Source organism: Halomonas sp. CKK8 (genome assembly GCF_029625235.1).
In the GTDB taxonomy this organism is placed as follows: Bacteria; Pseudomonadota; Gammaproteobacteria; order Pseudomonadales; family Halomonadaceae; genus Halomonas; species Halomonas ventosae.
The window spans coordinates 2,723,502-2,747,596 of record NZ_CP121193.1 but is presented as its reverse complement, the minus strand read 5'-3'; the positions used below and the strand labels follow the sequence as shown (position 1 = coordinate 2,747,596).

Sequence of the window (24,095 nt, the reverse complement as noted above, 5' to 3'; positions counted from 1 at the left end):
GAGGATCCCGCTATGAGAGTCATCCGCCATCTCCCCCTGACGACCCTGACCGCGGCCATCGCCGTCGCCGGCCAGGCCCAGGCGCAGACCGAGATCACCGTAGGTACCGTCAACAACAACGACATGGTGATCATGCAGAGCCTGACCGAGGCCTTCGAGCAGGCGCATCCCGACATCACGCTGGACTGGGTGGTGCTCGAGGAGAACGTGCTGCGTCAGCGCCTGACCACCGATATCGCCACCCAGGGCGGCCAGTTCGACGTCATGACCATCGGCACCTACGAGGTGCCCATCTGGGCCGAGCGCGGCTGGCTGACGCCCCTCGACGAGCTGCCCGCGGACTATCAGGTCGATGACCTGCTGCAGACGGTCCGCGATGGCCTCTCCCACGAGGGCACGCTGCATGCGCTGCCGTTCTATGGCGAAAGTTCGATGATGTATTACCGCACTGACCTGTTCGACGAGGCGGGCATCGAGGTGCCCGAGCAGCCGAGCTGGGAGCAGGTGCGCGAGTGGGCCGGCCAGCTCCACGACCCCGACAACGAGGTCGCCGGGATCTGCCTGCGCGGCAAGCCAGGCTGGGGCGAGAACATGGCCTTCGTCTCGACCCTGGTGAACACCTTCGGCGGGCGCTGGTTCGACATGGACTGGAATCCCGAGCTCGACTCGCCCGAGTGGCAGGAGGCGATCGGCTTCTATGTCGACCTGCTGAACGACTATGGGCCGCCCGGGGCCAGCTCCAACGGCTTCAACGAGAACCAGGCGCTGTTCTCCAGCGGCAAGTGTGCCATCTGGGTCGATGCGACCTCGGCAGCGGGGCGCATCTACAACCCGTCGGAATCCCAGGTGGCCGACAGGCTGGGGTTCGCCCAGGCACCGGTGGCCGAGACGCCCAAGGGCTCCCACTGGCTGTGGTCCTGGGCGCTGGCCATCCCGGCCTCCTCGGAGAAGCAGGACGCGGCCAGGGAGTTCATCACCTGGGCGACCTCCCGTGAGTACATCGAACTGGTCGGCGAGACAGAGGGCTGGACCAGCGTGCCGCCGGGGACACGGGAGTCCACCTATGCCAACGAGAACTACCAGGAAGCGGCGCCCTTCGCCGACTTCGCTCTCGAGGCGATGCGGAGCGCCGATCCCACCGACTCGACGCTGGAACCCAGCCCCTACATCGGTGTGCAGTTCGTCGGCATTCCCGAGTTCCAGTCCATCGGCACCCAGGTGGGCCAGATGGTGGCCGCGGCCCTGACCGGCGACATGACGGTCGAGCAGGCGCTGCAGAGCGCACAGCGCGCCACGGAGCGCACCATGCAGCGCGCTGGCTATCTCGACTGACCGATGCCAGCCGCTCCCGGCCGGGGCATCCCGGCCGGGTCCATTCCCCTACCTGGTCTCGCGGGTACTCCCATGAACAAGACACGCGCTTCCGGCCGCACCGTCGGGGGTCTGAGGACCCTGTCGCTGCAGGCGCCGGCCGTCACCCTGCTACTGATGTGGATGCTGGTCCCCCTGGGGATGACCCTGTGGTTCTCCTTCCAGCGCTACAACCTCCTGATGCCAGGCATGACCGGCTTCGCCGGGCTGGAAAACTACCAATACCTGTTCACCGATCCCGCCCTCTGGTCGGCCATGGGCACGACCCTGCTGCTGGTCGGCTGGGTACTGGCGATCACCGTGGTGGGTGGCACCCTGCTGGCGGTGCTCTTCCAGCAGGAGTTCGCCGGTCGCGGCATCGCCCGGGTGCTGGCCATCTCGCCGTTCTTCGTCATGCCCACGGTCAGCGCCCTGGTGTGGAAGAACATGATGATGCACCCCTCCAACGGGGTACTCTCCTGGGTCGCCGAGTCCTTCGGCCTGCCGGCCGTCGACTGGTTCTCCTCGCTGCCGTTGACCTCGATCATCATCATCGTGGCCTGGCAGTGGCTGCCCTTCGCCCTGCTGATCCTGCTAACCGCCATGCAGTCGCTGGACGAGGACCAGGTGGAAGCGGCACGCATGGATGGTGCCGGTCCGGTCGCCATCTTCTTCTTCATCACCCTGCCGCATCTCAAGCGCGCGATCAGCGTGGTGATCATGATCGAGATGATCTTCCTGCTGACCATCTTCGCCGAGATCTTCGTCACCACCTCGGGAGGACCGGGGCTCGCCACCACCAACCTGGCCTACCTGATCTATATCCGTGCCCTGCTCGACTTCGACGTCGGCATGGCCTCCGCGGGCGGGGTGGTCGCCATCGTCCTCGCCAACATCGTCGCCATCTTCCTGGTCCGCATGGTGGCCAGGAACCTGGAAGACTAGGGCAAGGGGAGCACCTCATGACCACTGCAAGAACCAAGCAACCCGGTATCCAGAGCGCCGCGGTCCCGCTGGCGACCCGGCCCTCCCTGCTGGCCTCGGCCGGTGTCAGGAAGCTCGGCCTGACCGTGCTCGGCTGGACCGTCGCCTGCGTGATCTTCTTCCCGATCTTCTGGATGGTGCTGACCGGCTTCAAGACCGAGGCGGCGGCCATCGCCGACCCCAGCCTGATCTTCTCGCCGACCCTGGAGAGCTACCAGGCGGTCCATGATCGTACGGGCTATGCCAGCTTCGCGATCAACAGCGTGGTGGTGGCCTTCGGCTCGACCCTGCTGGCGCTGCTGATCGCCATTCCCTCCGCCTACTCGATGGCCTTCCTGCCCACCCGGCGCACCAAGGGCACCCTGCTGTGGATGCTCTCCACCAAGATGCTGCCGCCGGTCGGGGTGCTGGTGCCGATCTACCTGATCTTCCGCGACGTGGGCCTGCTCGATACCCGCACCGGCCTGATCATCGTCTACACCCTGATGAACCTGCCGATCGTGGTGTGGATGCTCTACACCTTCTTCAAGGACATGCCCAAGGACATCCTCGAGGCGGGGCGCATGGATGGGGCGAGCACCCTGCAGGAAGTCCTCTACCTGCTGATGCCGCTGACCCTTCCCGGGATTGCCTCCACCGGTCTGCTGTCGGTGATCCTGAGCTGGAACGAGGCCTTCTGGAGCCTCAACCTCACCTCATCGAATGCGGCACCGCTGACCGCCTATATCGCCTCCTTCTCCAGTCCCGAGGGGCTGTTCTGGGCCAAGCTCTCCGCGGCCTCGACCATGGCCATCGCCCCGATCCTCGTCCTTGGTTGGATGACCCAGAAGCAGATGGTGCGCGGCCTGACCTTCGGCGCGGTGAAATAGGTTTTCGACGCTGCCGATCGGCAGGTCCTCGGCTGGTGCTCTCGATACCTACAGAAGCAGATGGTGCGCGGCCTGACCTTCGGCGCCGTCAAGTAAAGGGATACTCAGATGTCAACATTACAACTCAAGCAGATCACCAAGAGCTTCGGCGAGACCGACGTCATCCGTGGCGTGGATCTGGAGGTCAACGACCGGGAATTCGTGGTCTTCGTCGGTCCCTCCGGCTGCGGCAAGTCGACCCTGATGCGCATGATCGCCGGCCTGGAGAGTGCCACCTCGGGCGATATCCTCATCGATGGCCAGCGCATGAACGACGTGGGGCCCGCCGATCGCGGGCTGGCCATGGTGTTCCAGAGCTACGCGCTCTATCCGCACATGACCGTCGAGGACAACATGGGCTTCAGCATGCGGCTGGCCAGGGTGCCCAAGGAGCAGCGCCGCCAGAAGGTCCTCGAGGCGGCCAGGATCCTGCAGCTCGAGCCCCTGCTGGACCGCAAGCCCAAGGCACTCTCCGGTGGCCAGCGCCAGCGCGTGGCCATCGGTCGGGCCATCGTCCGCAATCCCAGCATCTTCCTCTTCGACGAGCCGCTCTCCAACCTCGACGCGGCCCTGCGCGTGCAGATGCGCATCGAGCTGGCGCGGCTCCACGAGGCACTCGACGCCACCATGATCTACGTCACCCACGACCAGATCGAGGCCATGACCATGGCCGACAAGATCGTGGTGCTGCATGACGGCGAGGTGGAGCAGGTGGGCTCGCCCATGGAGCTCTATCACCACCCCCGCAACCGCTTCGTGGCCGGCTTCATCGGGTCGCCGAAGATGAACTTCCTGGAGGTCGGGCTCGAGCGGGCGGATGCCGAGGGCGTCGGTATCCGGCTGCCCGGCGGCGGCACCTGCAGCGTGCCGGCGGATGGCAGCGAGCTGGCGGCCGATTCTGCCCTGGAGCTCGGCATCCGTCCCGAGCACCTGCTGCTCGATGACCAGGGGCCGCTGGAAGGGGAGATCCAGGTCCTCGAGCGGCTGGGTGGCCAGACCTCCCTGTACGTCCAGATGGGCGAGTCGATGGTCACCATCATGGCCGATGGCGACGTGGCGCATCGCGTCCACGAGACGGTGCGTTTCGGTTTCGAGCCGGGGCGTGCGCATCTCTTCGATGCCCGCGGCCTGGCCCTGCCCAGCCTGGAGCAGCACCCCCTCGCCGGCCTGACACGCCGTGACAACCGCGTTGCCTCCGACGCCGACAGCCAGTGACGGATGCGCCCATGGAGACCCTGATCTTCGACTGTGACGGCGTGCTGGTGGACAGCGAGGCGATCGCCGAGGCGACGCTGATGGAGCTGCTGGGCGAGTGGCTGCCGGACCTGGACGCCGACACCGTGCTCCGCCAGGCACTGGGCATGACGACCGCCAACATCCTGCGTCACCTGGAAGGCCTGAGCGGGTATCGCCTGCCGCCGGCGGCCACCGAGCGGGTGGACGAGACCATCGAGGCGCGGCTGGTTCGCGAGCTCCAGGCCATGCCGGGGGTGGCCGAGGCGATCGCTACCATCGACCTGCCCAAGGCGGTGGTCTCCAACAGCCGCCGGCAGCGGGTGCTGGCCTCCCTGGCGACCACCGGGCTGGATCGGCTGCTGGGGGAGTCGCCGGTGTTCACGGCGGACCAGGTGGCCCGTCCCAAGCCCGCCCCCGATCTCTACCACCTGGCGGCCGGTGAGCTGGCACGCCTGCCCGGGGACTGCCTGGTGGTGGAGGACAGCGTCTCCGGCGTGACTGCGGCCCGCGGCGCCGGCATGACGGTGATCGGCTTCATCGGGGCCAGCCATGTCGACCCCGGGCAGGAGCACCGACTGATGGCCGCGGGTGCCTGGCGGATTCTCGAGCACATGCACGGGCTGGCGCCGCTGGTCGACGACTGGCGGCAGAGCCGCCTGCGTGCCACGACCCGATGACAGGGTTGACCCCACGGACAGAACAACAGGACGACACGATGAAACTCGACAACAAGACCAGCGTCATCACCGGCGGGGCCCGAGGCATCGGCCTGGCCATCGCCCGGCGCTACCTGGCCGAAGGCGCGAATGTCGTGGTGGCCGATATCGACCCGGTCGCCATCGACGAGGCCCTGGCCATGCTGCGGGGGGAGGGGCATGACGATGCGCGGCTGATGGGCGTGCGCCTGGACGTCTGCGACCGGGCCTCGGTCGACGCCATGGTGGAAGGCGTCAACGCCCGTTTCGGCGGCATCGACATCCTGGTCAACAACGCCGCCGTCTTCGGCATGGAGCCGGTGCTGGAGGTGACCGAAGCCAGCTACGACAGGCAGTTTGCCGTCAACGTCAAGGGGCTGTTCTTCACCCTCCAGGCCGTGGCCAGGGCGATGGTGGCGCGGGGCCAGGGCGGCAAGATCATCAACATGGCCTCCCAGGCGGGGCGCCGTGGCGAGGCCCTGGTGAGCACCTACTGCGCGACCAAGGCGGCGGTGATCAGCCTTACCCAATCCTGTGCCCTGGATCTGATCCGCCATGGCATCCGCGTCAACGGCATCGCCCCCGGCGTGGTGGACACCCCGATGTGGGAGGAGGTGGATGCGCTCTTCGCCCGCTACGAGAAGCGCCCCCTCGGCGAGAAGAAGCGCCTGGTGGGCGAGGCGGTACCGGCCGGGCGCATGGGGCGACCCAGCGACTACGGCGGCGCCGCGCTCTTCCTGGCCAGCGACGACAGCGACTACGTGGTCGCCCAGACCCTCAACGTCGACGGCGGCAACTGGATGAGCTGAACCATGTGCGAACTCGCGACCCATGGCGCGCTCAGCGCTGAGCCGTGCGACCGATGCGACAGACGAGGATCGATGCCATGACCTCCACTCCCCGCGCCGACTCCCTCGCCGAGGTGACCCGGCGAATCCTCGCCGCCGCCGAGGGACGCCAACGCCTGCTGGTGGCCCTGGCCGGGCCGCCCGGCGCCGGCAAGTCCTATCGCTCTGAACAGTTGCTGCAGGCGATCGATGACGCCCTCCCGGGGCAGGGGGTGGTGGTCCCCATGGACGGCTACCACTTCGACAACGCGGTGCTCGGCGAGGCCCTGCTGCCGATGAAGGGCGCGCCCCACACCTTCGACGCCGAAGGCCTGAGGGTCGACCTGGAACGCATTCGCCGCGCGGATGCCGCGGTGGCGGTGCCGGTGTTCGACCGGCCCCTGGACCTGGCCCGTGCCGGGGGCCGGCTGGTCACCTGCGAGCACCGAATCGTCATCGTCGAGGGCAACTACCTGCTGCTCGACCAGGAGCCCTGGCGCGCCCTGCATGGCCTCTTCGACCTGAGCGTGATGCTCGAGGTGGACGACGCGACCCTGGAGCAGCGCCTGATCGAGCGCTGGCTGGCCATGGGCCGCGACGCCGAGGCCGCCCGTCGCAAGGCCCTCGACAAGGACATGCCCAACGCCCGACTGATCCAGACCACATCCATCCCGCCCGACCTGGTGTGGCGCTGACGCCGTGCCGTGGTCGGTCGCGCCGAGCACGACTCGGCAGGAGACCCCGCATGATCCGACTCAACAACGACAATCTCGCCAGGCTCCCCGCCGAGGTCCCCGTGCCATGCCTGGACCGCAAGGCCATCACCGCCGGCATCGTCCACTTCGGCGTCGGCGGCTTCCATCGCGCTCACCAGGCCATGTACCTCGATGCGCTGATGAATCGTGGCGAGGCCCTGGACTGGGGCATCGTCGGCGTCGGCGTGATGCCGGGCGATCGCCGCATGCGCGACGCCCTGGCCGCCCAGGACCACCTCTACACCCTGGTGGTCAAGCATCCCGACGGCCGCCGCGAGCCGCGGGTCATCGCCAGCATGGTCGACTACCTCTTCGCCCCCGACGACCCGTCGGCGGTGGTGGAGCGCCTGGCCGACCCGGCGATCCGTATCGTCTCGCTGACCGTCACCGAGGGGGGCTACAACTTCCACCCGGTGAGCGGGGCGTTCGACCTGGAGGCCCTCGACATCCGCCACGACCTGGCGCACCCCGAGACGCCGCGCACCACCTTCGGGCTGATCGTCGAGGGCCTGGCGCGGCGCCGCGAGCGTGGCATCGCCCCCTTCACCCTGATGTCCTGCGACAACATCCAGGGCAACGGCGACGTGGCCAGGGAGACCTTCACCGCCTTCGCCCGCGCCCGGGACCCGCAACTGGCCGCCTGGATCGAGGCCTCGGTGGCCTTCCCCAATGCCATGGTGGACCGCATCACCCCGGTCACCAGCGAGGCCGACGTTGCCGAGCTTGGCGAGCGGTTCGGCGTCGAGGACGCCTGGCCGGTGGTCTGCGAGCCCTTCACCCAGTGGGTGCTGGAGGACCACTTCGTCGCCGGTCGCCCGCCGCTGGAGCGGGTCGGCGTGCAGCTGGTGGACGACGTGGTGCCCTACGAGATGATGAAGCTGCGCCTGCTCAACGCCAGCCACCAGGCACTGGCCTACCTGGGCTATCTCGCCGGCTACCGCTATGCCCATGAGGTGTGCCAGGACCCGCTGTTCGTGGACTTCCTGCTCGGCTACATGCGCCACGAGGCCTCGCCGACCCTGGCCCCGGTACCGGGTATCGACCTCGAGGATTACCGCCGGACCCTGATCGAGCGCTTCGCCAACCCCGAGGTCAGGGACACCCTGGCGCGGCTATGTGCCGAGAGCTCGGATCGCATTCCCAAGTGGCTGGTCCCGGTGATCCGCGAGCAGATCGCGCGCGGCGGCGAGATGCATCGCAGTGCCGCGGTGGTAGCCAGCTGGGCGCGCTACGCCGAGGGCGTCGACGAGCAGGGCGAGCCCATCGAGGTGGTGGACCGGCTCAGGGAGGAGCTGATGGCGTTGGCGAAACGCCACCACGAGCGGCCCACGGCCTTTGTCGAGAACCGCGAGCTGTTCGGCGACCTGGCCGAGCAGGTGCGCTTCCGCGACGCCTACGTCGCGGCCCTGACCTCGCTGCACGAGAAGGGCGCGCGTGCCTCCCTGGAGCGCCTGGCGGCGACAGGAGGAGCGTCCTGATGTACGTCGGTGTGGACTGCGGGACCCAGAGCACCAAGGTGGTGGTGCTGGACCCGGAAGGCGAGCGGATCCTCGGCGAGGCGAGTCGTCCCCACCGCCTGGACGAGGGGGAGGGCGGTCGACGCGAGCAGGCGCCTGCCGATTGGGTCGCGGCCTTCTACGGCGCGTTCGGGGAGGCCGTGGCGAAGTCCGGCGTCGACGCCGGGGCGATCCGTGCCCTGGGCGTCTCCGGTCAGCAGCACGGGCTGGTGGCGCTGGATGCCGCGGGGGAGCCGGTGCACCCGGCCAAGCTGTGGTGCGATACCGAGACCGCACCCTGGAACGCCGCCCTGGTCGAGCGCCTGGGCGGCGAGGCGGGCTGCCTCGAGAAACTGGGCCTGGTGCTGCAGACCGGCTACACCGCCTCCAAGCTCGCCTGGCTGCGGGAGGTCCATCCCGAGGCCTATGCGCGCATCGCCACCCTGATGCTGCCCCATGACTACCTCAACTTCTGGCTCACCGGCGAGCGGGTGGCCGAGGCCGGCGATGCCTCCGGTACCGGCTACTTCGATACCCGCACCCGGCGCTGGCGGCACGACGTGCTGGCCGAGATCGCCCCGGAGCTCGATCCCGAACGGGTGCTGCCGCGGCTGATCGCCTCCCGGGAGCCGGCCGGCACGGTGCGCCCCGCGTTGGCCCGCGAGCTGGGGCTGGCCGACGACGTCCTGGTGGCCAGCGGCGGCGGCGACAACATGCTCGGCGCCATCGGCACCGGCAACATCCGCCCGGGGCTGGTGACCCTGAGCCTCGGCACCTCGGGCACCATCTGCGCCCATTCCCCCGACCCCGTGGTGGCCGACAGCGCCATGGTAGCCAACTTCTGCGCCAGCCATGGCGGCTGGTTGCCGCTGGTCTGCACCATGAACGTCACCTCGGCCACCACCCGGATCCGCGAGCTGCTCGGCCTCGACCTCGCCGGCTTCGGCGAGCGGGTGGCGGCCGCCCCCATCGGCGCCGAGGGGGTGACGATGCTGCCCTTCTTCAATGGCGAGCGGGTACCCATGCTGCCCGAGGCCAGCGCCAGCCTGGACGGACTCACCAGCGTCAACACCACCCCGGCCAACCTCTGCCGGGCGGTGGTGGAGGGCGCCACCCTGGGCCTGCGCTATGGCCTCGAGCAGTTCGGCCAGCTGGCCGAGGGGGTGAGCGAGATCCGCCTGATCGGTGGCGGCTCGCGCAGCCCGGTGTGGCGCCAGATGCTGGCCGACATCACCGCCAGCCGGGTGGTGTGTCCCGAGGTCACCGATGCCGCGGCCCTGGGCGCCGCCCTGCAGGCGGCCTGGTGTCATCGCGCGGGGGGCGGAGACGGCGAGCTGGCCGAGCTCTGCACGCGCCTGGTGCATCTCGACGAGAGCTCGCGGGCCGAGCCCGACCCGGCGAATGTCGCCGCCTTTGATGAGGTCCATGCCCGCTATCGCCGGTGCCTGGCCGAGCGTCACTCCATTACCTGATCGCATTGCATGATGCATTGCACTACAAGAGAGGAGTCCCTCATGACGACCCGACTCGACAGCCTCAAGACCCACTCCCTGGTGGTCGCCGACACCGGTGACCTGGACGCCATCAAGCGCTACCGGCCCCACGACGCCACCACCAATCCCTCGCTGCTGCTCAAGGCCTTCGACCTGCCGGGCTACCAGACGCTGATCGACGAGGAACTCGCCGCCATCAAGGCGGAGGTCGCCGACCCCGAGGCGCGCCTGGAGCAGGCGGTGGATCGCCTCGCCGTGGCCAAGGGGGCCGAGATCGCCCGGCACATTCCCGGGCGGATCTCCACCGAGGTGGCCGCGCGCCTCTCCTTCGACGAGGAGGCCAGCGTGCGCAAGGCCCATGAGCTGGTCGAGCGTTACGACCGGCGCGGCGTGGGCCGTGATCGCGTGCTGATCAAGCTGGCCTCCACCTGGGAGGGCATCCGCGCCGCCGAGCGCCTCGAGCGCGAGGGCATCCAGTGCAACCTGACCCTGCTGTTCAGCGAGGCCCAGGCCCAGGCCTGCTTCGATGCCGGGGTCTTCCTGGTCTCGCCCTTCGTGGGCCGGGTCACCGACTGGTACAAGAAGGAGACCGGCAAGGAGTATGCGCCCGACGAGGACCCGGGCGTGCTGTTCGTGCGCGGCGTCTGCGAGCGGGCCGGCCGAGGCGGCTATGACACCGTGGTGATGGGGGCGAGCTTCCGCACCGTCGGCCAGGTGCTGGCGCTGGCCGGTTGCCCGCGACTGACCATCTCCCCGGCGCTGCTCGAGGAGCTGGCGGCGGAGGAGGGCGAGGTGACCCCGGCGGTGACGATCCCCGCCGCCGGCGAGCGCCCCGCGCCCCTCGACGAGCCCGCCTTCCGCTGGGGCCACAACCAGGACGCCATGGCCAATGACAAGCTGGCCGAGGGCATCCGCCGCTTCGACGAGGACCAGCGCACCCTGGAGGCACGCCTCGCCGAACGGCTCGGGTAATCGCGGAAGGGCAAGCGCCGCGCCGGGGTGCGCCGTCGGCCGGATGTGCGGATAATGACAGCGACCGACGTCGCCCGGCCCGCTGCAGGGTCAGGAGGAGATCCCATGGCGCTGCCACTCTCGCAGCAGACCCTTGCCACCCTCGGCCAGGACGTCGGGGTGCCGGCCTATGACCGTCGCCGGCTGCGCCCCGGGGTCCTGCATATCGGCCTGGGCAACTTCCACCGCTCGCACATGGCGTCCTATCTGGATCGCCTCTTCACGCGGGGCGAGGCCCTCGACTGGGCGGTCATCGGCGCCGGCGTGATGCCGGCCGATGTGCGGATGCGCCGACGCCTGCACAGACAGGAGTGGCTCTCCACGGTGGTCGACCTCCACCCCGAGGGGAGCTCGGCGCGGGTGGTGGGGGCCATGGTCGACTTCGTGCCCGTGGCCTCGGCGGCCATCGTCAGGGCCCTGGTCGACCCCGGCGTGCGCATCGTCTCGCTGACCATCACCGAGGGGGGCTACTTCCTCGATCCCGCCACCGGCCGCTTCGACGCGACCCATCCGCGGATCCTCGCTGACGCCTCTGAACCGCGGCGCCCCGGCACCCTCTTCGGCATGCTGGTCAAGGCGCTGGCCGAGCGTCGGGCCAGGGGGCTTGGGCCCTTCACGGTGCTCTCCTGCGACAACCTGCCCGGCAACGGCCAGGTGACGCGCAGCGTGGTGGTCGGCCTCGCTGAGCGGGTCGACCGCGACCTCGCCACCTGGATCCGGCGGGAGGTGAGCTTTCCCAACGCCATGGTCGACTGCATCACGCCGCGCACCACCGCCCGCGAGCGCGAGCTGGTCAGCCGCCGCTTCGGCATCGAGGATGCCGCCCCGGTGGTGTGCGAGCCCTTTCGCCAGTGGGTGGTGGAGGATCGGTTCTGTGCCGGTCGCCCGCCCTTGGAGCGAGTCGGCGTCGAGTTCGTCGACGAGGTCTCGGGCCATGAGACGATGAAGCTGCGCCTCCTCAACGCCGGTCACGCCAGCATCGCCTATGTCGCGGCCCTGCTGGGCTACCGGCAGGTGCATGCCGCCATGGGCGACCCGGACATCCACGACTGGCTGGGCGCGCTTCAGGAGCGCGAGATCCTCCCAGTGCTCCGGCCGGTCGAGGGCCTGGACTACCGCGCGTACCGCACGCGGATCGTCGAGCGTCTGGGCAACCCCGAGATCGGTGACACCGTCTCGCGGCTCTGTGCCAACGGGTCGGCGCGACAGCCCAAGTTCATCCTGCCGGCACTCCGCGACGCCCTCGGCCGTGGCCTGCCCGTGGCGGGCCTGGCCCTCGAGCTGGCGCTGTGGTGCCACTATTGCCAAGTGGCCGACGACTCGCCGGGGATGCCGCCGCTCGCCGACCCCCTGTCGTCACGCCTAAGGGCGGGGGCACGGGAGGCCGCCAGGGCGCCCTGGGCCTTTCTGGGGATCCGGGAGGTGTTCCATGACCTGGCCGAGTCCCCCGGGCTGCGGAGGGCCTTCGCCGACTGGCTGGCAGTGATCGAGGCCCGTGGGCCGCGGGCGGCGATCCGGCGCTATATCGACCAGGGCGATCACAGCGTCGATAGCCGCCGGGCATCGAAGGCCGGCTCCTCCTAGGGAGGGGCCGCCTTCCGGGTGGCCGGCCCCGCCGCACCGGTCCGCGGATCCTCGCAGACACGCGCCACCTCGTGCTCCTTGCCCCGCTGGTCCCCGGAACCGGCCTGAGCTGCAGGACGGGGACAATGTCCATGAGCCGGGACAGGCGTTTCGCCTCTCTTGGGCCGTCCGGAGTTCTCGTGCCCCGTTGCGACCTCCAGGCGCGCTGCGGCGACATGCGCGGAATACGGCTGCCAGGGGAGGCATCCGGCACAGGGCTCAAATGATGGTGGAATATGTCGAGAAAATCTCTTCATTTGAAAAAGTAATCGTGATTTCCCTTTTTGTCTGGGTAGAAGTACTGAAATGCCTCTTCTGAAGGGGCGATTGACCGGGTGTCGGGCGGACGGTAAACAGTTCCTGCCAATCACAACAACCCGCGAGATTCCGTCATGACGCCTCAGCAGAAGGGAACGTTCCTTCCCGCCCTTACCGCTCTCTCCGCCGCCTTCCTGCTTGCCGGTGCCTCCTTCGCCGCCGAGGCCGCGACCCTTCGCCTGGCCACCGACTCGGGAACCCAGGGCTCTCCGGCGGGCGATACCCTCGACGAGTGGCGTCGGCTGGTCGAGGAGAAGTCGGGCGGCGACCTCGAGGTCGAGGTCTACTACCAGAACGAGTTGGGCGGGCAGCAGGAGGTCTTCGACCTGCTGGTGGCGGGCGGTGTCGACATGATGCTCAGCTGGCCGATGACCTCCTACGACAAGCGTATCGGGGTCATCTATACTCCCTACATGACGCTCTCCTGGGATGAGGCCGTCCAGGCCTACAGCCCGGGTGGCTGGGTCAACGAACTGCTCGGCGGCATCTTCGCCGACATCGGCCTGAAGTTCTTCGGCCCCTGGCCCGAGGGGTTCAATGGCGTGGCGTCGCGCGACCAGTATGCGCTCGACATCGAGAGCGCCGAGGGGCTGACCGTGCGCACCATGCCGGTATTCCCGGCGCCACAGACCATGCAGGCCCTGGGGTACCAGACCGCCGCCATCGACTGGGGCGAGGTCTATACCGCGCTGCAGACCGGCGTGGTGGATGGCGAGGCGGGCAACGTCATCTATTGGCCCTATGAATACTTCCGCGACACCCTGGACTACTACGTCCACACCAAGCACTTCTTCATGACCGGCATCCTGACCATGAACATGGACAGCTTTGATCGCCTGAGCGAGGCGCACCAGCAGGTGGTCAGCGAGGCGGCTCACGAGATCATGGAGCAGCAGTTCGTCGATGCCCGAGCGCGGGACGAGCACTACATCGCCAAGGCTCAGGAAGACGGCATGGAGTACTTTGCCCTGCCCGAGGAAACCCTCGACACCTTCGCCCGCCGCGCCCGCGAGCAGGTCTGGCCGCTGATGGAGGAAGAGCTGGGCGCCGAAATCATGGACACCATCCGCGCCAACGCCACGCCGCTGTGACGCTTTCCTCCTGAACCCTGGCGCCGGCCCGCTGTCGGGCCGGCGCCCGTTGCGAGGGCCTCCTCATGCAACCCTTTCTCAAGGCCCTGGACGAGAAGGTCGGCTGGCTGCTCAACGCCGTCGCCTTCGTGACGAGCCTGCTCGTCATGGGGCTGATGCTCTTCCTGATCCTGGCGCGCTACGTCTTCGGCTGGTCGCTGGTGGGCGTCCTCGAACTGGTGATGCTCGCCGGCATGTGGCTCTACATGACCGGGGCACTGATCGCGAGCCGTCGCCATGAACACCTGGTAGTGGACTTCCTCGAACTGCAGCTGCGCGATGCCCGCCTCAAGGCGCTGCACAAGACCCTGGTGGCGGTGATCGTGACGATCATCAGTGCCTGCTTCGTCTACTGGGCCCTGCGCATGCTGGCCTGGGGCGTGCAGCGGCCCCAGCACACCCCGGAGCTGTCGATTCCGCTATGGGTATCCCAGGCGGCCATCATGTTCGCCAGCATCGGCTGCTTCGCTTACGCGCTGCGTGATGTCTGGCAGGGAGTTGCGGAACTGCGCGCTGCCCGTTCCCGCTATTCGCTGGCCAGGGAGGAGTCCTGATGGAAGGCCTGTTCGCGATCCTGCTGCTGCTGGTGCTCATGGGGCTGGGCGTGCCCGTTGCCTGGTCCTTCGCCGGGGTGCTGACCTACCTGGCGGTAGCCTACGATGCCAACCTCGATACCCTGATGATGCAGGGCTTCCGCTCGGTGGACTCGGTGATCCTGATTGCCTTGCCGCTGTTCGTGCTGACCGGCTACCTGATGCAGAGCGGCGGCATCGCCAGTCGCCTGGTGACCTTCATCGAGACACTGGTCGGCAAGCGGCGCGGCGGCATGGGCGCCTCCATGGTGCTGGCCTCCGGCGTGTTCGGGGCCATCGCCGGCACCGCCACGGCGGCGGTGGCTTCCATCGGCACCATCATGATCGGCCCGCTCGAGCAGCGCGGCTATCCCCGCGGCTATGCCTCGGCGCTGCTCGGCATCTCCTCGCTGCTGGGCATCCTGATCCCGCCCTCCATCACCATGATCCTCTTCGCGGTCGTGACGCGGCAGTCGGTCGCGGCGCTGTTCGCGGCCACGGTGGGGCCGGCGCTGCTGCTGATCGTGGGGCTCATCCTGGCCAACCGCCTGGCCTGCGGGCGGCTCTTCCAGGAGGTGGCCGGCGAGACCATGACCACCGGCAAGCCGCTCTCCAAGGGGCTGGCCACCTGGCGGGCACTGCCGGCACTGAGCCTGCCGTTCATCATCCTCGGCGGGATCTACGGTGGGGTCTTCACCCCCACGGAAGCGGCGGCGGTGGCGGCCTTCGCGGCCATCGTCATCGGCTTCCTGGTCTATCGCGACCAGTCGCTCAGGCACTTCTCGCGCAGCGTCATCGCCGCCGCGGAGACCACCGGGTCGATCATCCTGATCCTGCTCTTCTCCTTCATGATCGGCCGCATCCTGGCCTTCGAGCGCGTGCCGCAGGACCTCACCGAGCTGATCACCACCCTGATCCAGAACCCCTTGCTGATCCTGATCGCGGTGAACGTCTTCCTGATCCTGGCCGGCGCCATCCTCGACGACGTCTCGGTGACGGTGGTGGTGGCGCCGCTGTTCCTGCCGCTGATGGTGGACACCGGCATTCATCCGGTGCATTTCGGTGCCATCGTGGCCTGCTCGGTGGTGATCGGAGCCAACAGTCCGCCCGTCGCGCCGATCCTCTACATGGCCTGCCGCATCGGCCGGGTGTCGATCCACAAGACCTTCGCGCCGGCGCTGCAGCTGATCGCCTTCGTGGGCATCCCGGTCATGCTGATCACCACCTTCGTGCCCGAACTGTCGCTCTTCCTGCCGCGCCTGCTGGGCTTCATCTAGGGGCCTGCCCGGTGGCAGGCGCCACGGCCCTGCCGGCCCGTGGCGCCCCTGTTCACAGGTCCGCCAGTCGCCAGACGTCGAAGGCCGGCTCCTCGTAGGGGTGGGCGCTCTTCAGGGCGGCCAGCGCCTCATGGATCAGCGCATCCTCGCAGACCAGCTCCACCTTCAGCTCCTCCACCTGCTCCAGGTCGCCGACCCGCCCGATGTGCGGGTCGGCGCCCGCCAGCGGCCGGAACTGTCCGGTGCCCCGGGTCTGGAAGCAGCACGCCTCGTAGTCGCCGATGCGTCCCGCCCCGGTGGCGAAGACCGCTTCCTTGACGGCCTCGGCCTCTGCCACGGGTACGAAGAAGGCCAACTTGTACATGGTCTCGACTCCTCTCACCTGAATGAACGTCCTGCCGTTGTGCCATATCACGACGCCGAGGTCAGCCCGTGACGCTGCCTTTCCCGCTCGGCGCATGCGGCGGGTGGAGGCGCCCGGAGACGATGGGAAAAATAATACTTGTCCAATAGCTGTACAGAGTCTAGCGTGTGTATAGGTCGAGGCCGAGAAGGTCACAGACCTGAAGCTACGCAACCCACCGGTCGCTCCGCGGCCGGGGTCAGCCAAAGAGGAAGAGTGCCCCATGAAGACCTTCACCACTCCCGTTTCCCAGTTCATCGGCGCCGGCATGCTGGGCCTGATGTTCGCCGGCAGCGTCCAGGCCGACAACCACGGCATGAAGAAGGACATCGTCGACACCGCAGCGGGTGCGGGCCAGTTCGAGACCCTGGTGGCCGCGGTCGAGGCGGCTGGCCTGGTCGAGACCCTCAAGGGCGAGGGTCCCTTCACCGTCTTCGCCCCGACCGACGAGGCCTTCGCCGCGCTGCCGGATGGCACCGTGGAGTCCCTGCTCGAGCCGGAGAACCAGGAGCAGCTCCAGGCGATCCTCACCTACCACGTGGTGCCCGGCAAGATCATGGCCGAGGACGCCATGGCGGCCGACAGCGCCACCACCGTGCAGGGCCAGGACATCACCATCACCACCATGGACGGCAGCGTGATGATCAATGATGCCACCGTGGTCCAGGCCGACATCGAGGCCAGCAATGGCGTCATCCACGTGATCGACGGCGTGCTGATGCCCGAGTGATCCCGGCACCCCGACCGGGGTCACCACCCTGTCACTTGCTTGAATGCCCCCTTCTGGCCGCCTCCGGGCGGTCTTTTTTTGTCGCGGTTTTGACAGTGCCGAGCGGACTGGCGACCCTCATGGCAGTGAATCAAGGGAGCCTTGCCACATGTCGATCGACGAGACGCTTGCCTCGCTGCTGTCGGCTGCCGGACTGACGCCGCGGGGCGAGCCGCAGCCACTCGGGGGCGGCGATATCGCCGAGGTCTTCCGCCTGGCGACCGACCAGGGCGAGATGGTGGTCAAGCAGGACGCCCCCGAGCGGCTGGCCGGCGAGGCCGACGGTCTGCGGGCGTTGCGCGGGGCCGGCAGCGGGCTGGTCGTGCCCGAGGTGCTGGCCGAGGGGGAGGGCTGGCTGGTGATGGAGGCGCTGGAGACGGGGCGTTCACGCCGCGACGAGGCGAGCCTGGGGGAGGGGCTGCGCCGGCTCCATGCGGTGACCGGGGACGCCCACGGCTGGCCGCGCGACAATGCCTGCGGGCGCACGCCCCAGCCCAACGCGCCGCTGCCCGACGGCCGCGCCTTCCAGCGCGAGCGCCGCCTGCTGCCTCTGGTGGATGCCTGCCAGGCGCGCGGCCTGATGGATGCTCGGCTGCGCGCTCGAGTGGAGGCCATCGCCCATGGCCTGGAGGCCTGGCTGCCGGATGCGCCGGCGAGCCTGGTGCATGGTGACCTGTGGTCGGGCAATCTGCTCTTCACCCCGCGGGGGCCGGCGATCATCGACCCGGCGGTCTATCGCCACTTCCCGGAGGTGGACCTGGCCATGCTGACGCTGTTCGGCTCGCCGGGCGAGGCGTTCTTCGAGGCCTACTGGAACGGACACCGCCCCGGCGATTGGCCGAGGCGGGAAGCCCTGTTCCAGCTGTATCCGCTGCTGAACCACCTGCTGATGTTCGGCGGCGGCTACCGGGGTGCCGTGGAGCGGACGCTGGGAAGGCTCGAGGCGGAAGCCGGCTGACTCACCAGGCCTTGTAGGGCAGGAACTTGCCGTTGAGGGTCAGCAGGACGCGATCGCCCTTGGGGTCCTCGACCTTGTCGACCTCCATGGTGAAGTCGATGGCGCTCATGATGCCGTCGCCGAACTTCTCCTGGATCACGTCCTTGAGGGTCTCGCCGTAGACGCCCACCACCTCGTAGAGGCGGTAGATCAGCGGGTCCTGGGGGATGGCCTCGTCCCAGGCCTTGGTGGGGAAGGCCTCCAGGGCGGCGGCGACGTCCGGCTCGGCGTCCAGCACCTGGCAGATCCTCTGGGCGGCGTCCGGGGTGGCGCTGTTCATGCCGTAGCAGGCCGACGCCACCCACACCGGCGACATGCCGATCTGCTTGCCGATCTCTTCCCAGGTCAGTTGCTTGCGGGCCTTGGCGGCGAGCAGGGTATGGCGCATCTCGAGCTTATCCATGATGGGTCTCCTTGGGAGTGAAGTTCACCAGTTTGGGGTTGGCAGGGTCGCCCTCGTCGGGCGTCGAGGAGTCGGCGTCCGACGTGGCGGGATTGATGGACTGGGGATAGGACAGCCCACGCCCGTCGATGTCGGCGGTGCGCAGCGTGCTTGACCGATTCACCAGGAAGTCGATCAGGTAGTTGCGGATCCTGTAGTAGTGGGGATGCTTGACGACCTCGGCGCGGCTGCGCGGGCGGGGCAGGTCGATCTCCACCGCCTCGGCGATGCGGGCCTCGGGCCCGTTGGTCATCAGCAGGATGCGGTCGGCCAGCAGGATGGCCTCGTCGACGTCATGGGTAATCATGAACACCGTCTGGCGGTCGCGGCCCCAGATCTTGATCAGCTCGTCCTGGATCACCCCGCGGGTCAGGGCGTCCAGCGCCCCGAAGGGCTCGTCGAGCAGCAGCAGCTTGGGCTTGGTGGCGAAGGTCCGCGCGATGCTGACGCGCTGGCGCATGCCGCCCGAGAGCTGCGAGGGCTTGCGGTCGATGACGTCGTCGAGGCCGACCATGCTCAGGTAGTCCCGGCTGTGCTCGTCCACCTGGGCAGGGGTCCACTCCTTCCAGCGCGCGCGCACGCCGAACTTGACGTTCTCCAGGGCGGTGAGCCAGGGCAGCAGGCTGTAGTTCTGGAAGACCACCCCGCGCTCGAGTCCGGGACCGGTGACCTCGTGGCCCTCCATGATCAGCCCGCCATCGGTGAACTGGTCGAGGCCGGCCAGGGCATTGAGGATGGTCGACTTGCCGCATCCCGAGTGGCCGATGATGCACACGAACTCGCCCTTCTCGAGATTGAAGTTGACGTTCTCGAAGACGGTCAGGTCGTCCTGGCCACGCCCCTGGGGGAAGCGCTTGCTGGCCTGCTGGACTTGTACGAAATGTTGGCTCATGGGGCGATTCCTCCGGGGTTACTCCTCATAGGTCACCAGGCGCGAGACCGTGGCCAGGCACATGTCGAGCAGCATGCCGACCACCCCGATCATCAGGATCGAGAAGATCACGCTGGTCAGGTCCAGGTTGTTCCACTCGTTCCAGACGTAGTAGCCGATGCCGGTGCCGCCGACGAGCATCTCGGCGGCGACGATCACCAGCCAGGCGATGCCGATCGAGATGCGCATGCCGGTGAGGATGGTCGGGGCCGCGGCGGGCAGGATGACCTTGAAGGCGGTCTTCATTGGCGAGAGCTCGTGGGTGCGGGCGACATTGACCCAGTCCTCACGCACCCCGGCCACGCCGAAGGCGGTGTTGATCAGCATCGGCCAGATCGAGCAGATAAAGATCACGAAGATCGCCGATGCCTCGGAGTCGCGGATGATGAAGAGCGCCAGGGGCATCCAGGCCAGGGGCGAGATCGGTTTCAGCACCTGGATGAAGGGGTTCAGCGCCCGATACATCAGCGGCGACATGCCGATCAGGAAGCCTACCGGGATGGCGACGGCGGCCGCCAGCAGGTAGCCGGCGAGCACCCGGTAGAGGGAGTATCCCAGCTGGATGCCGATGCCCTTGTCGTTGGGGCCGGCGTCGTAGAAGGGATTGGAGAGCTCCTGCCAGGCGCGCTCGATGACGTCCGAGGGCGGGGGCACCCGGGCGGTGTCCTCGACGCCGCCCATCAGTTTCTCGTACTCGGTCATCTCGGCGGTGTTGCCACCGCTGGGGACCTGGTTGAGTCCCTCCCAGAGCCCCAGCCCGACGACCAGCAGCACCAGGGCTACCAGGGCGGCCCGCATGTTGAGACTGAGATTCCACTCGGTGGTCGTGCGGTCCATGTCACCCCCTCCCGATCGCGAAGCTCTTCACGTAGGCTTCGGGCTGGGTGTAGTCGAAGGTCTTGCCCATGATCTCGTAGTTGCGGCTGGCCTCGTCGGGGGCGTCGTAACCCAGCTTCCTCATGACCTTCCCGGCATCGCTCGCCAGGTAGACCTGCTCGGCGATCTGCTGGTAGTTGACGTCGCCCTCGATGTAGCCCCAGCGCTTCATCTGGGTAAGGATCCACACCGCCATCGAGTGCCAGGGGAAGGGGTCGAAGTCGATGCGATCCGGGACCCTCTGGACCCCGCCCAGGCCATCGGCGTAGGTGCCGGTCAGCACCTGCTCGATCACCGTCACCGGCTGGTTCAGGTAGTTGGTCGGGGCGATCGCGGCGGCGATCTCCTTGCGGTTCTCGTGCTTGGACGAGTACTGGGTTGCATCGATGATGGAACGCAGCAGGGCCCCGTAGGTGTTGGGATTCTCGGTGGCGAACGCCTGGCTGGTGGCGAAGGCGCAGCACGGGTGGCCCTCCCAGATCTCCTTGGTGAGCAGGTGGATGAAGCCGATGCGCTCGTAGACGGCGCGCTGGTTGAAGGGGTCGGGCGACAGGAAACCGTCGATGTTGCCGGCGCGCAGGTTGGCGACCATCTCGGGGGGCGGGATCACCCGGATCTGGATGTCCTGGTCGGGATCGAGGCCGTGCTCGGCGACGTAGTAGCGCAGCAGGAAGTTGTGCATCGAGTACTCGAACGGCACGCCGAAGATGAAGCCCTTCCACTGCTGGGGATCGCGCTTCTCCTTGTGGTCATTGTGCAGCACGATCGCCTGGCCGTTGATGTTCTCGACGGCTGGCATGATGTAGGGCTCGGGGGTCGAGCCGGCGCCCAGGGTCATGGCCAGGGGCATCGGGGTCAGCATGTGGGCCGCGTCATACTCGCGGTTCAATGACTTGTCGCGGGCCACGGCCCAGCCGGCGGTCTTGATCACCGAGACATCCAGGCCATAGCGCTCATAGAAGCCCATGGGATGCGCCATGATGATCGGGGTCGCACAGGTGATCGGCACGAAGCCGACGTTGAGCCTGGTCTTCTCCAGGGGCCCCATGTCCTCCTTGACCGCCGCCTTGATTGCCTCCATGGGCAGGAAGCTCGCCAGGGCCGCGGCCGCGGTGCCGCCGCCGACCAGCTTCATGAACTGGCGACGATGCATGTCGCTGTGGCCGAAGATGCCGCGCACCAGGGCGCTCTCCACGGCGCGATCGAGCATCGACTCACTGTCCGGCAGGGGGGGCTGCTCGGTCCTCGCATGGGCCGCATCGGCACGGTGCGCGTGGTCCTCGCTTGAGGCGGCATCGTGGCTCGCCGTGGCCGTGCAGTCATGGCAGTCGCAGGCGCTGCCATGGATCAGGGATTGGCGATGGTCGAAGGGGTTACCCAGGCTGTTGTGATCGTTCATTGTATTGTCACCTCAGGGATGCTGCGGGATGGGAGCGGATCGGTGCATCGGCGTTGTGACGATTGCCCAGCGCGACCGCTGGGCCTGGTATTCATCTGCGAGCGTCGTGCCAGATCCTCAGAGGCGGGGGAAAAAGATTTGGCGTCAGGGGGTTGCCGGTGGGCATGTGCGGCACGCCGCGCCCAAGAGCTCTCACGAAATGTCGTAATTCCCGAAATGTCGTGAGCAAATTGACGAAATCTCGGGGCGAGGATCAGGCCGTGTGGTACACAGGGGAGTCCCCCCGCGAGTCGCCGTCATGCCCCTCTCCGATCAGGCCTTCCAGGTCGCGCCCTACGCCATGCTGATCGTCGATCCCTTCCGGGATCGGGTCGTGAAGGTCAACCCCGCCGCCGAGGCGCTGATAGGGGGCGGCGCGGAGGCGCTCAACGACCGGCCGTTCAGCCACTGCCTGAGCGCCTCGCTCCCGCTCTGGGTGAGCTTCACCGACGAGGCCCTGACGTCGCCGCCGGCCTGGTCGGATGACCTGGTGCTGCTCGACCTCGGCCGCCAGCCGCACAGGGTCGAGGTCTCCGCCGTGGCCCTGCCGGGAGGCGCCGAGCTGCTGCTCACCCTGAACGAGCGCGACCAGGTCGAGCGCCGTCGCGCCCAGGCGGAGCTGGGCCGCCAGCATCGCAGTGGGGAGGTCGGCTGGCAGCGCATCGAGCAGATCTTCGAGCGCATCGAGGGGCAGAACCAGCTCATCCTGGGGGCGGCGGGCGAGGGCATCTACGGGCTCGACGCCAGGGGCCAGACCACCTTCGTCAACCCGGCCGCCGAGCGCATCCTCGGCTGGAGCGCCGCCGACATGGTGGGGCACGACGCCCACCGGCTGTTCCACCACACGCGCGGTGACGGCAGCGAATACCCGGTGCAGCAGTGCCCGATCCATGCTGCCTTCAGCGATGGCCAGGTGCACCGCGTCGATGACGAGGTGTTCTGGCACAAGAACGGCCATCCGGTCCCGGTCGAGTACACCAGCACGCCGATCTTCGAGATGGGTCGTCTGGTCGGCGCCGTGGTACTGTTTCGCGACATCAGCGAGCGCAAGCTGAGCGATCAGCGCCTGCACGAGGCCCTGGAGGAGGTCCGCTCGTTGAAGCGCCGCCTGGAGCTCGAGAACCAGTATCTCCAGGAGGAGATCACCGCCGAACTCAACCACAGCGAGATCGTCGGCGAGAGCCCGGCGGTGGCCCAGCTGATCCATCAGATCGCCCTGGTGGCGCCCACCGATGCCAACGTGCTGATCCACGGCGAGTCGGGCACCGGCAAGGAGCTGATCGCCCGCGCCATCCATGCCGACAGCACGCGAAGCGACCGCCCGTTGATTCGGGTCAACTGCGCGGCGATCCCCCGGGACCTGTTCGAGAGCGAGTTCTTCGGCCATGTGAAAGGGGCCTTCACCGGGGCGACCAGCGACCGCCTGGGACGCTTCGAGCTGGCCGACGGCGGCACCCTGTTCCTGGACGAGGTCGGGGAGATTCCCCTGGAGCTGCAGGGCAAGCTGCTGAGGGTGCTGCAGGACCAGCAGTTCGAGCGGGTCGGCGAGAACCGCACCCGCGAGGTCAATGTGCGCGTGATCGCCGCGACCAACCGCGACCTGCATGAGATGGTGGCCGCCGGCACCTTTCGCGAGGACCTGTTCTTCCGCCTCAATGTCTTTCCGATCGCCTCGGTGCCCCTGCGCCAGCGCATCGAGGACGTGCCGCTGCTCGCCCAGCACTTCCTCAAGCGTGCCTGCCAGAAGTTCAACAAGCCCGGCGAGCGCATCCCGTTGGCGCAGCTGGAAATCCTCAAGGGCTATGCCTGGCCTGGCAACATCCGCGAGCTGGAGAACGTCATCGAACGCCAGGTCATCGTCTCCCAGGACCGCCGACTGGTCTTCGACGACCTGCTGTCGATGCCTCGGACGCCCGCCGTGCCGGCCGCGCCGACCACCGCCGACCCGACCCCCGGGGCCCCTCTCCGAGCAGGAGCTGGCGCGTCGCCAGCGCGACAATGCCATCGCCGCCCTCCGGCAGAGCGCCGGCAAGGTGTCCGGGGCCGGCGGGGCCGCGGAGCGGCTCGGCATCAAGCCGACGACGCTGTTCTCGCGGCTTCGCAAGTGGGGCGTCGCGCCCGCCGACTACCGGGGGAAGGGCGGGAAGGAGTAACCCCATGCGCGGAGCACGCAGACGACGACGCCCCGGCCGTCGCCCTCGCTTACCATCACCGTCGCGATAGCGGACGTGGAAGGCCCACAGGTTTCTGCCAGACGCCCCGTTGAGCCTGGTGCATGGCGACCTATAGTCGGGCAATGTGCTCTTCACCCCGCGGGGGCCGGCGATCATCGACCCGGCAGTCTATCGCCACTTCCCGGAGTTGGACCCGGCCATGCTGACGCTGTTCGGCTCACCGGGGGAGGCGTTCTTCGAGGCCTACTGGAACGGACACCGCCCCGGCGATTGGCCGAGGCGGGAAGCCCTGTTCCAGCTGTATCCTGAACCACCTGCTGATGTTCGGCGGCAGCTATCGGGGTGCCGTGGAGCGGACGGTATCCCAGCTTGAGTCTAAAATGCGCTGAA

General features: G+C 68.0%; 22 protein-coding genes and 1 pseudogene. 18 read left to right on the top strand and 5 right to left on the bottom strand.

The features are described from left to right. Nucleotides 1-12: 12 nt before the first annotated feature. From P8934_RS13010 to P8934_RS12945, 14 genes are all read left to right on the top strand, one after another. Complete coding sequence (locus P8934_RS13010) at nucleotides 13-1,332, top strand: sugar ABC transporter substrate-binding protein (RefSeq protein WP_278031414.1); 1,320 nt, start codon at nucleotides 13-15, stop codon at nucleotides 1,330-1,332. Nucleotides 1,333-1,404: 72 nt separating this feature from the next. After that, on the top strand, nucleotides 1,405-2,295 hold the full coding sequence (locus tag P8934_RS13005) for a sugar ABC transporter permease (RefSeq protein ID WP_133635227.1): 891 nt from the start codon (nucleotides 1,405-1,407) through the stop codon (nucleotides 2,293-2,295). Nucleotides 2,296-2,312: 17 nt separating this feature from the next. Beyond that, entirely contained in the window at nucleotides 2,313-3,203 is an 891-nt protein-coding gene (locus P8934_RS13000) for a carbohydrate ABC transporter permease (RefSeq protein ID WP_278031413.1), read from the top strand. A gap of 108 nt (nucleotides 3,204-3,311) precedes the next feature. Next, a complete protein-coding gene (gene ugpC, locus P8934_RS12995) occupies nucleotides 3,312-4,457 on the top strand; it encodes a sn-glycerol-3-phosphate ABC transporter ATP-binding protein UgpC (RefSeq protein WP_278031412.1) in 1,146 nt (381 codons plus the stop codon). Nucleotides 4,458-4,468: 11 nt separating this feature from the next. Beyond that, a complete protein-coding gene (locus tag P8934_RS12990; RefSeq protein ID WP_278031411.1) occupies nucleotides 4,469-5,155 on the top strand; it encodes an HAD-IA family hydrolase in 687 nt (228 codons plus the stop codon). 38 nt (nucleotides 5,156-5,193) lie between these two features. Further along, entirely contained in the window at nucleotides 5,194-5,982 is a 789-nt protein-coding gene (locus tag P8934_RS12985) for an L-iditol 2-dehydrogenase (RefSeq protein ID WP_278031410.1), read from the top strand. A 77-nt stretch (nucleotides 5,983-6,059) separates the two neighbouring features. Beyond that, nucleotides 6,060-6,695, top strand: a complete 636-nt coding sequence (locus tag P8934_RS12980; protein WP_278031409.1) for a nucleoside/nucleotide kinase family protein — start codon at nucleotides 6,060-6,062, stop codon at nucleotides 6,693-6,695. A 50-nt stretch (nucleotides 6,696-6,745) separates the two neighbouring features. Further along, nucleotides 6,746-8,233, top strand: coding sequence for a mannitol dehydrogenase family protein (locus P8934_RS12975; protein ID WP_278031408.1), 1,488 nt, complete (start codon nucleotides 6,746-6,748; stop codon nucleotides 8,231-8,233). Then, nucleotides 8,233-9,723 (top strand): xylulokinase, encoded by a 1,491-nt coding sequence (gene xylB / locus P8934_RS12970; RefSeq protein WP_278031407.1) that lies wholly within the window; start codon nucleotides 8,233-8,235, stop codon nucleotides 9,721-9,723. Before P8934_RS12975 ends, xylB begins: the two co-directional genes overlap by 1 nt. A 42-nt stretch (nucleotides 9,724-9,765) precedes the next feature. Then, on the top strand, nucleotides 9,766-10,716 hold the full coding sequence (tal, locus tag P8934_RS12965) for a transaldolase (RefSeq protein WP_278031406.1): 951 nt from the start codon (nucleotides 9,766-9,768) through the stop codon (nucleotides 10,714-10,716). Nucleotides 10,717-10,821: 105 nt separating this feature from the next. Then, the gene (locus P8934_RS12960) at nucleotides 10,822-12,339 is read left to right on the top strand and encodes a mannitol dehydrogenase family protein (protein ID WP_278031405.1); all 1,518 of its coding nucleotides are present in this window, start codon (nucleotides 10,822-10,824) and stop codon (nucleotides 12,337-12,339) included. A gap of 431 nt (nucleotides 12,340-12,770) precedes the next feature. Next, nucleotides 12,771-13,787: a TRAP transporter substrate-binding protein DctP gene (dctP, locus tag P8934_RS12955; RefSeq protein WP_278031404.1), complete on the top strand. Its 1,017-nt coding sequence runs from the start codon at nucleotides 12,771-12,773 to the stop codon at nucleotides 13,785-13,787. Nucleotides 13,788-13,852: 65 nt separating this feature from the next. Next, a complete protein-coding gene (locus tag P8934_RS12950) occupies nucleotides 13,853-14,380 on the top strand; it encodes a TRAP transporter small permease (protein ID WP_278031403.1) in 528 nt (175 codons plus the stop codon). Next, nucleotides 14,380-15,675, top strand: a complete 1,296-nt coding sequence (locus tag P8934_RS12945) for a TRAP transporter large permease (protein ID WP_278031402.1) — start codon at nucleotides 14,380-14,382, stop codon at nucleotides 15,673-15,675. Before P8934_RS12950 ends, P8934_RS12945 begins: the two co-directional genes overlap by 1 nt. 52 nt (nucleotides 15,676-15,727) lie before the next feature. Here P8934_RS12945 and P8934_RS12940 read toward each other — a convergent pair whose 3' ends face one another. After that, on the bottom strand, nucleotides 15,728-16,039 hold the full coding sequence (locus tag P8934_RS12940) for a YqfO family protein (RefSeq protein ID WP_278031401.1): 312 nt from the start codon (nucleotides 16,037-16,039) through the stop codon (nucleotides 15,728-15,730). Between the two features lie 262 nt (nucleotides 16,040-16,301). Between P8934_RS12940 and P8934_RS12935 the strand changes: the two genes are divergently transcribed. Both P8934_RS12935 and P8934_RS12930 read left to right on the top strand, forming a co-directional pair. Beyond that, on the top strand, nucleotides 16,302-16,808 hold the full coding sequence (locus tag P8934_RS12935; protein WP_133635216.1) for a fasciclin domain-containing protein: 507 nt from the start codon (nucleotides 16,302-16,304) through the stop codon (nucleotides 16,806-16,808). Nucleotides 16,809-16,962: 154 nt separating this feature from the next. Continuing rightward, entirely contained in the window at nucleotides 16,963-17,805 is an 843-nt protein-coding gene (locus P8934_RS12930) for a fructosamine kinase family protein (protein ID WP_278034040.1), read from the top strand. A gap of 1 nt (nucleotide 17,806) precedes the next feature. On the opposite strand, the gene cynS is transcribed toward P8934_RS12930, so the two are convergent. From cynS to P8934_RS12910, 4 genes are read right to left on the bottom strand one after another with little or no spacing between them, the layout of a single operon-like run. Further along, the gene (gene cynS / locus P8934_RS12925; RefSeq protein ID WP_278031400.1) at nucleotides 17,807-18,247 is read right to left on the bottom strand and encodes a cyanase; all 441 of its coding nucleotides are present in this window, start codon (nucleotides 18,245-18,247) and stop codon (nucleotides 17,807-17,809) included. Next, nucleotides 18,240-19,178, bottom strand: coding sequence for an ABC transporter ATP-binding protein (locus P8934_RS12920; protein WP_278031399.1), 939 nt, complete (start codon nucleotides 19,176-19,178; stop codon nucleotides 18,240-18,242). The genes cynS and P8934_RS12920 overlap by 8 nt, the downstream gene beginning before the upstream one ends. Before the next feature lie 18 nt (nucleotides 19,179-19,196). Next, nucleotides 19,197-20,054, bottom strand: coding sequence for a nitrate ABC transporter permease (gene ntrB, locus P8934_RS12915; protein ID WP_278031398.1), 858 nt, complete (start codon nucleotides 20,052-20,054; stop codon nucleotides 19,197-19,199). Nucleotide 20,055: 1 nt separating this feature from the next. Further along, on the bottom strand, nucleotides 20,056-21,492 hold the full coding sequence (locus P8934_RS12910) for a CmpA/NrtA family ABC transporter substrate-binding protein (protein WP_278031397.1): 1,437 nt from the start codon (nucleotides 21,490-21,492) through the stop codon (nucleotides 20,056-20,058). A gap of 298 nt (nucleotides 21,493-21,790) precedes the next feature. On the opposite strand from P8934_RS12910, the gene P8934_RS12905 reads away from it, so the two are divergent. Together P8934_RS12905 and P8934_RS12900 are read left to right on the top strand one after the other, a co-directional pair. Further along, complete coding sequence (locus P8934_RS12905; protein WP_347403437.1) at nucleotides 21,791-23,797, top strand: sigma 54-interacting transcriptional regulator; 2,007 nt, start codon at nucleotides 21,791-21,793, stop codon at nucleotides 23,795-23,797. Then, nucleotides 23,776-24,094 (top strand): annotated as a pseudogene (locus tag P8934_RS12900) (fructosamine kinase family protein); the annotation flags it as partial. The gene P8934_RS12905 and the pseudogene P8934_RS12900, both read left to right, overlap by 22 nt. Nucleotide 24,095: the final 1 nt, after the last annotated feature.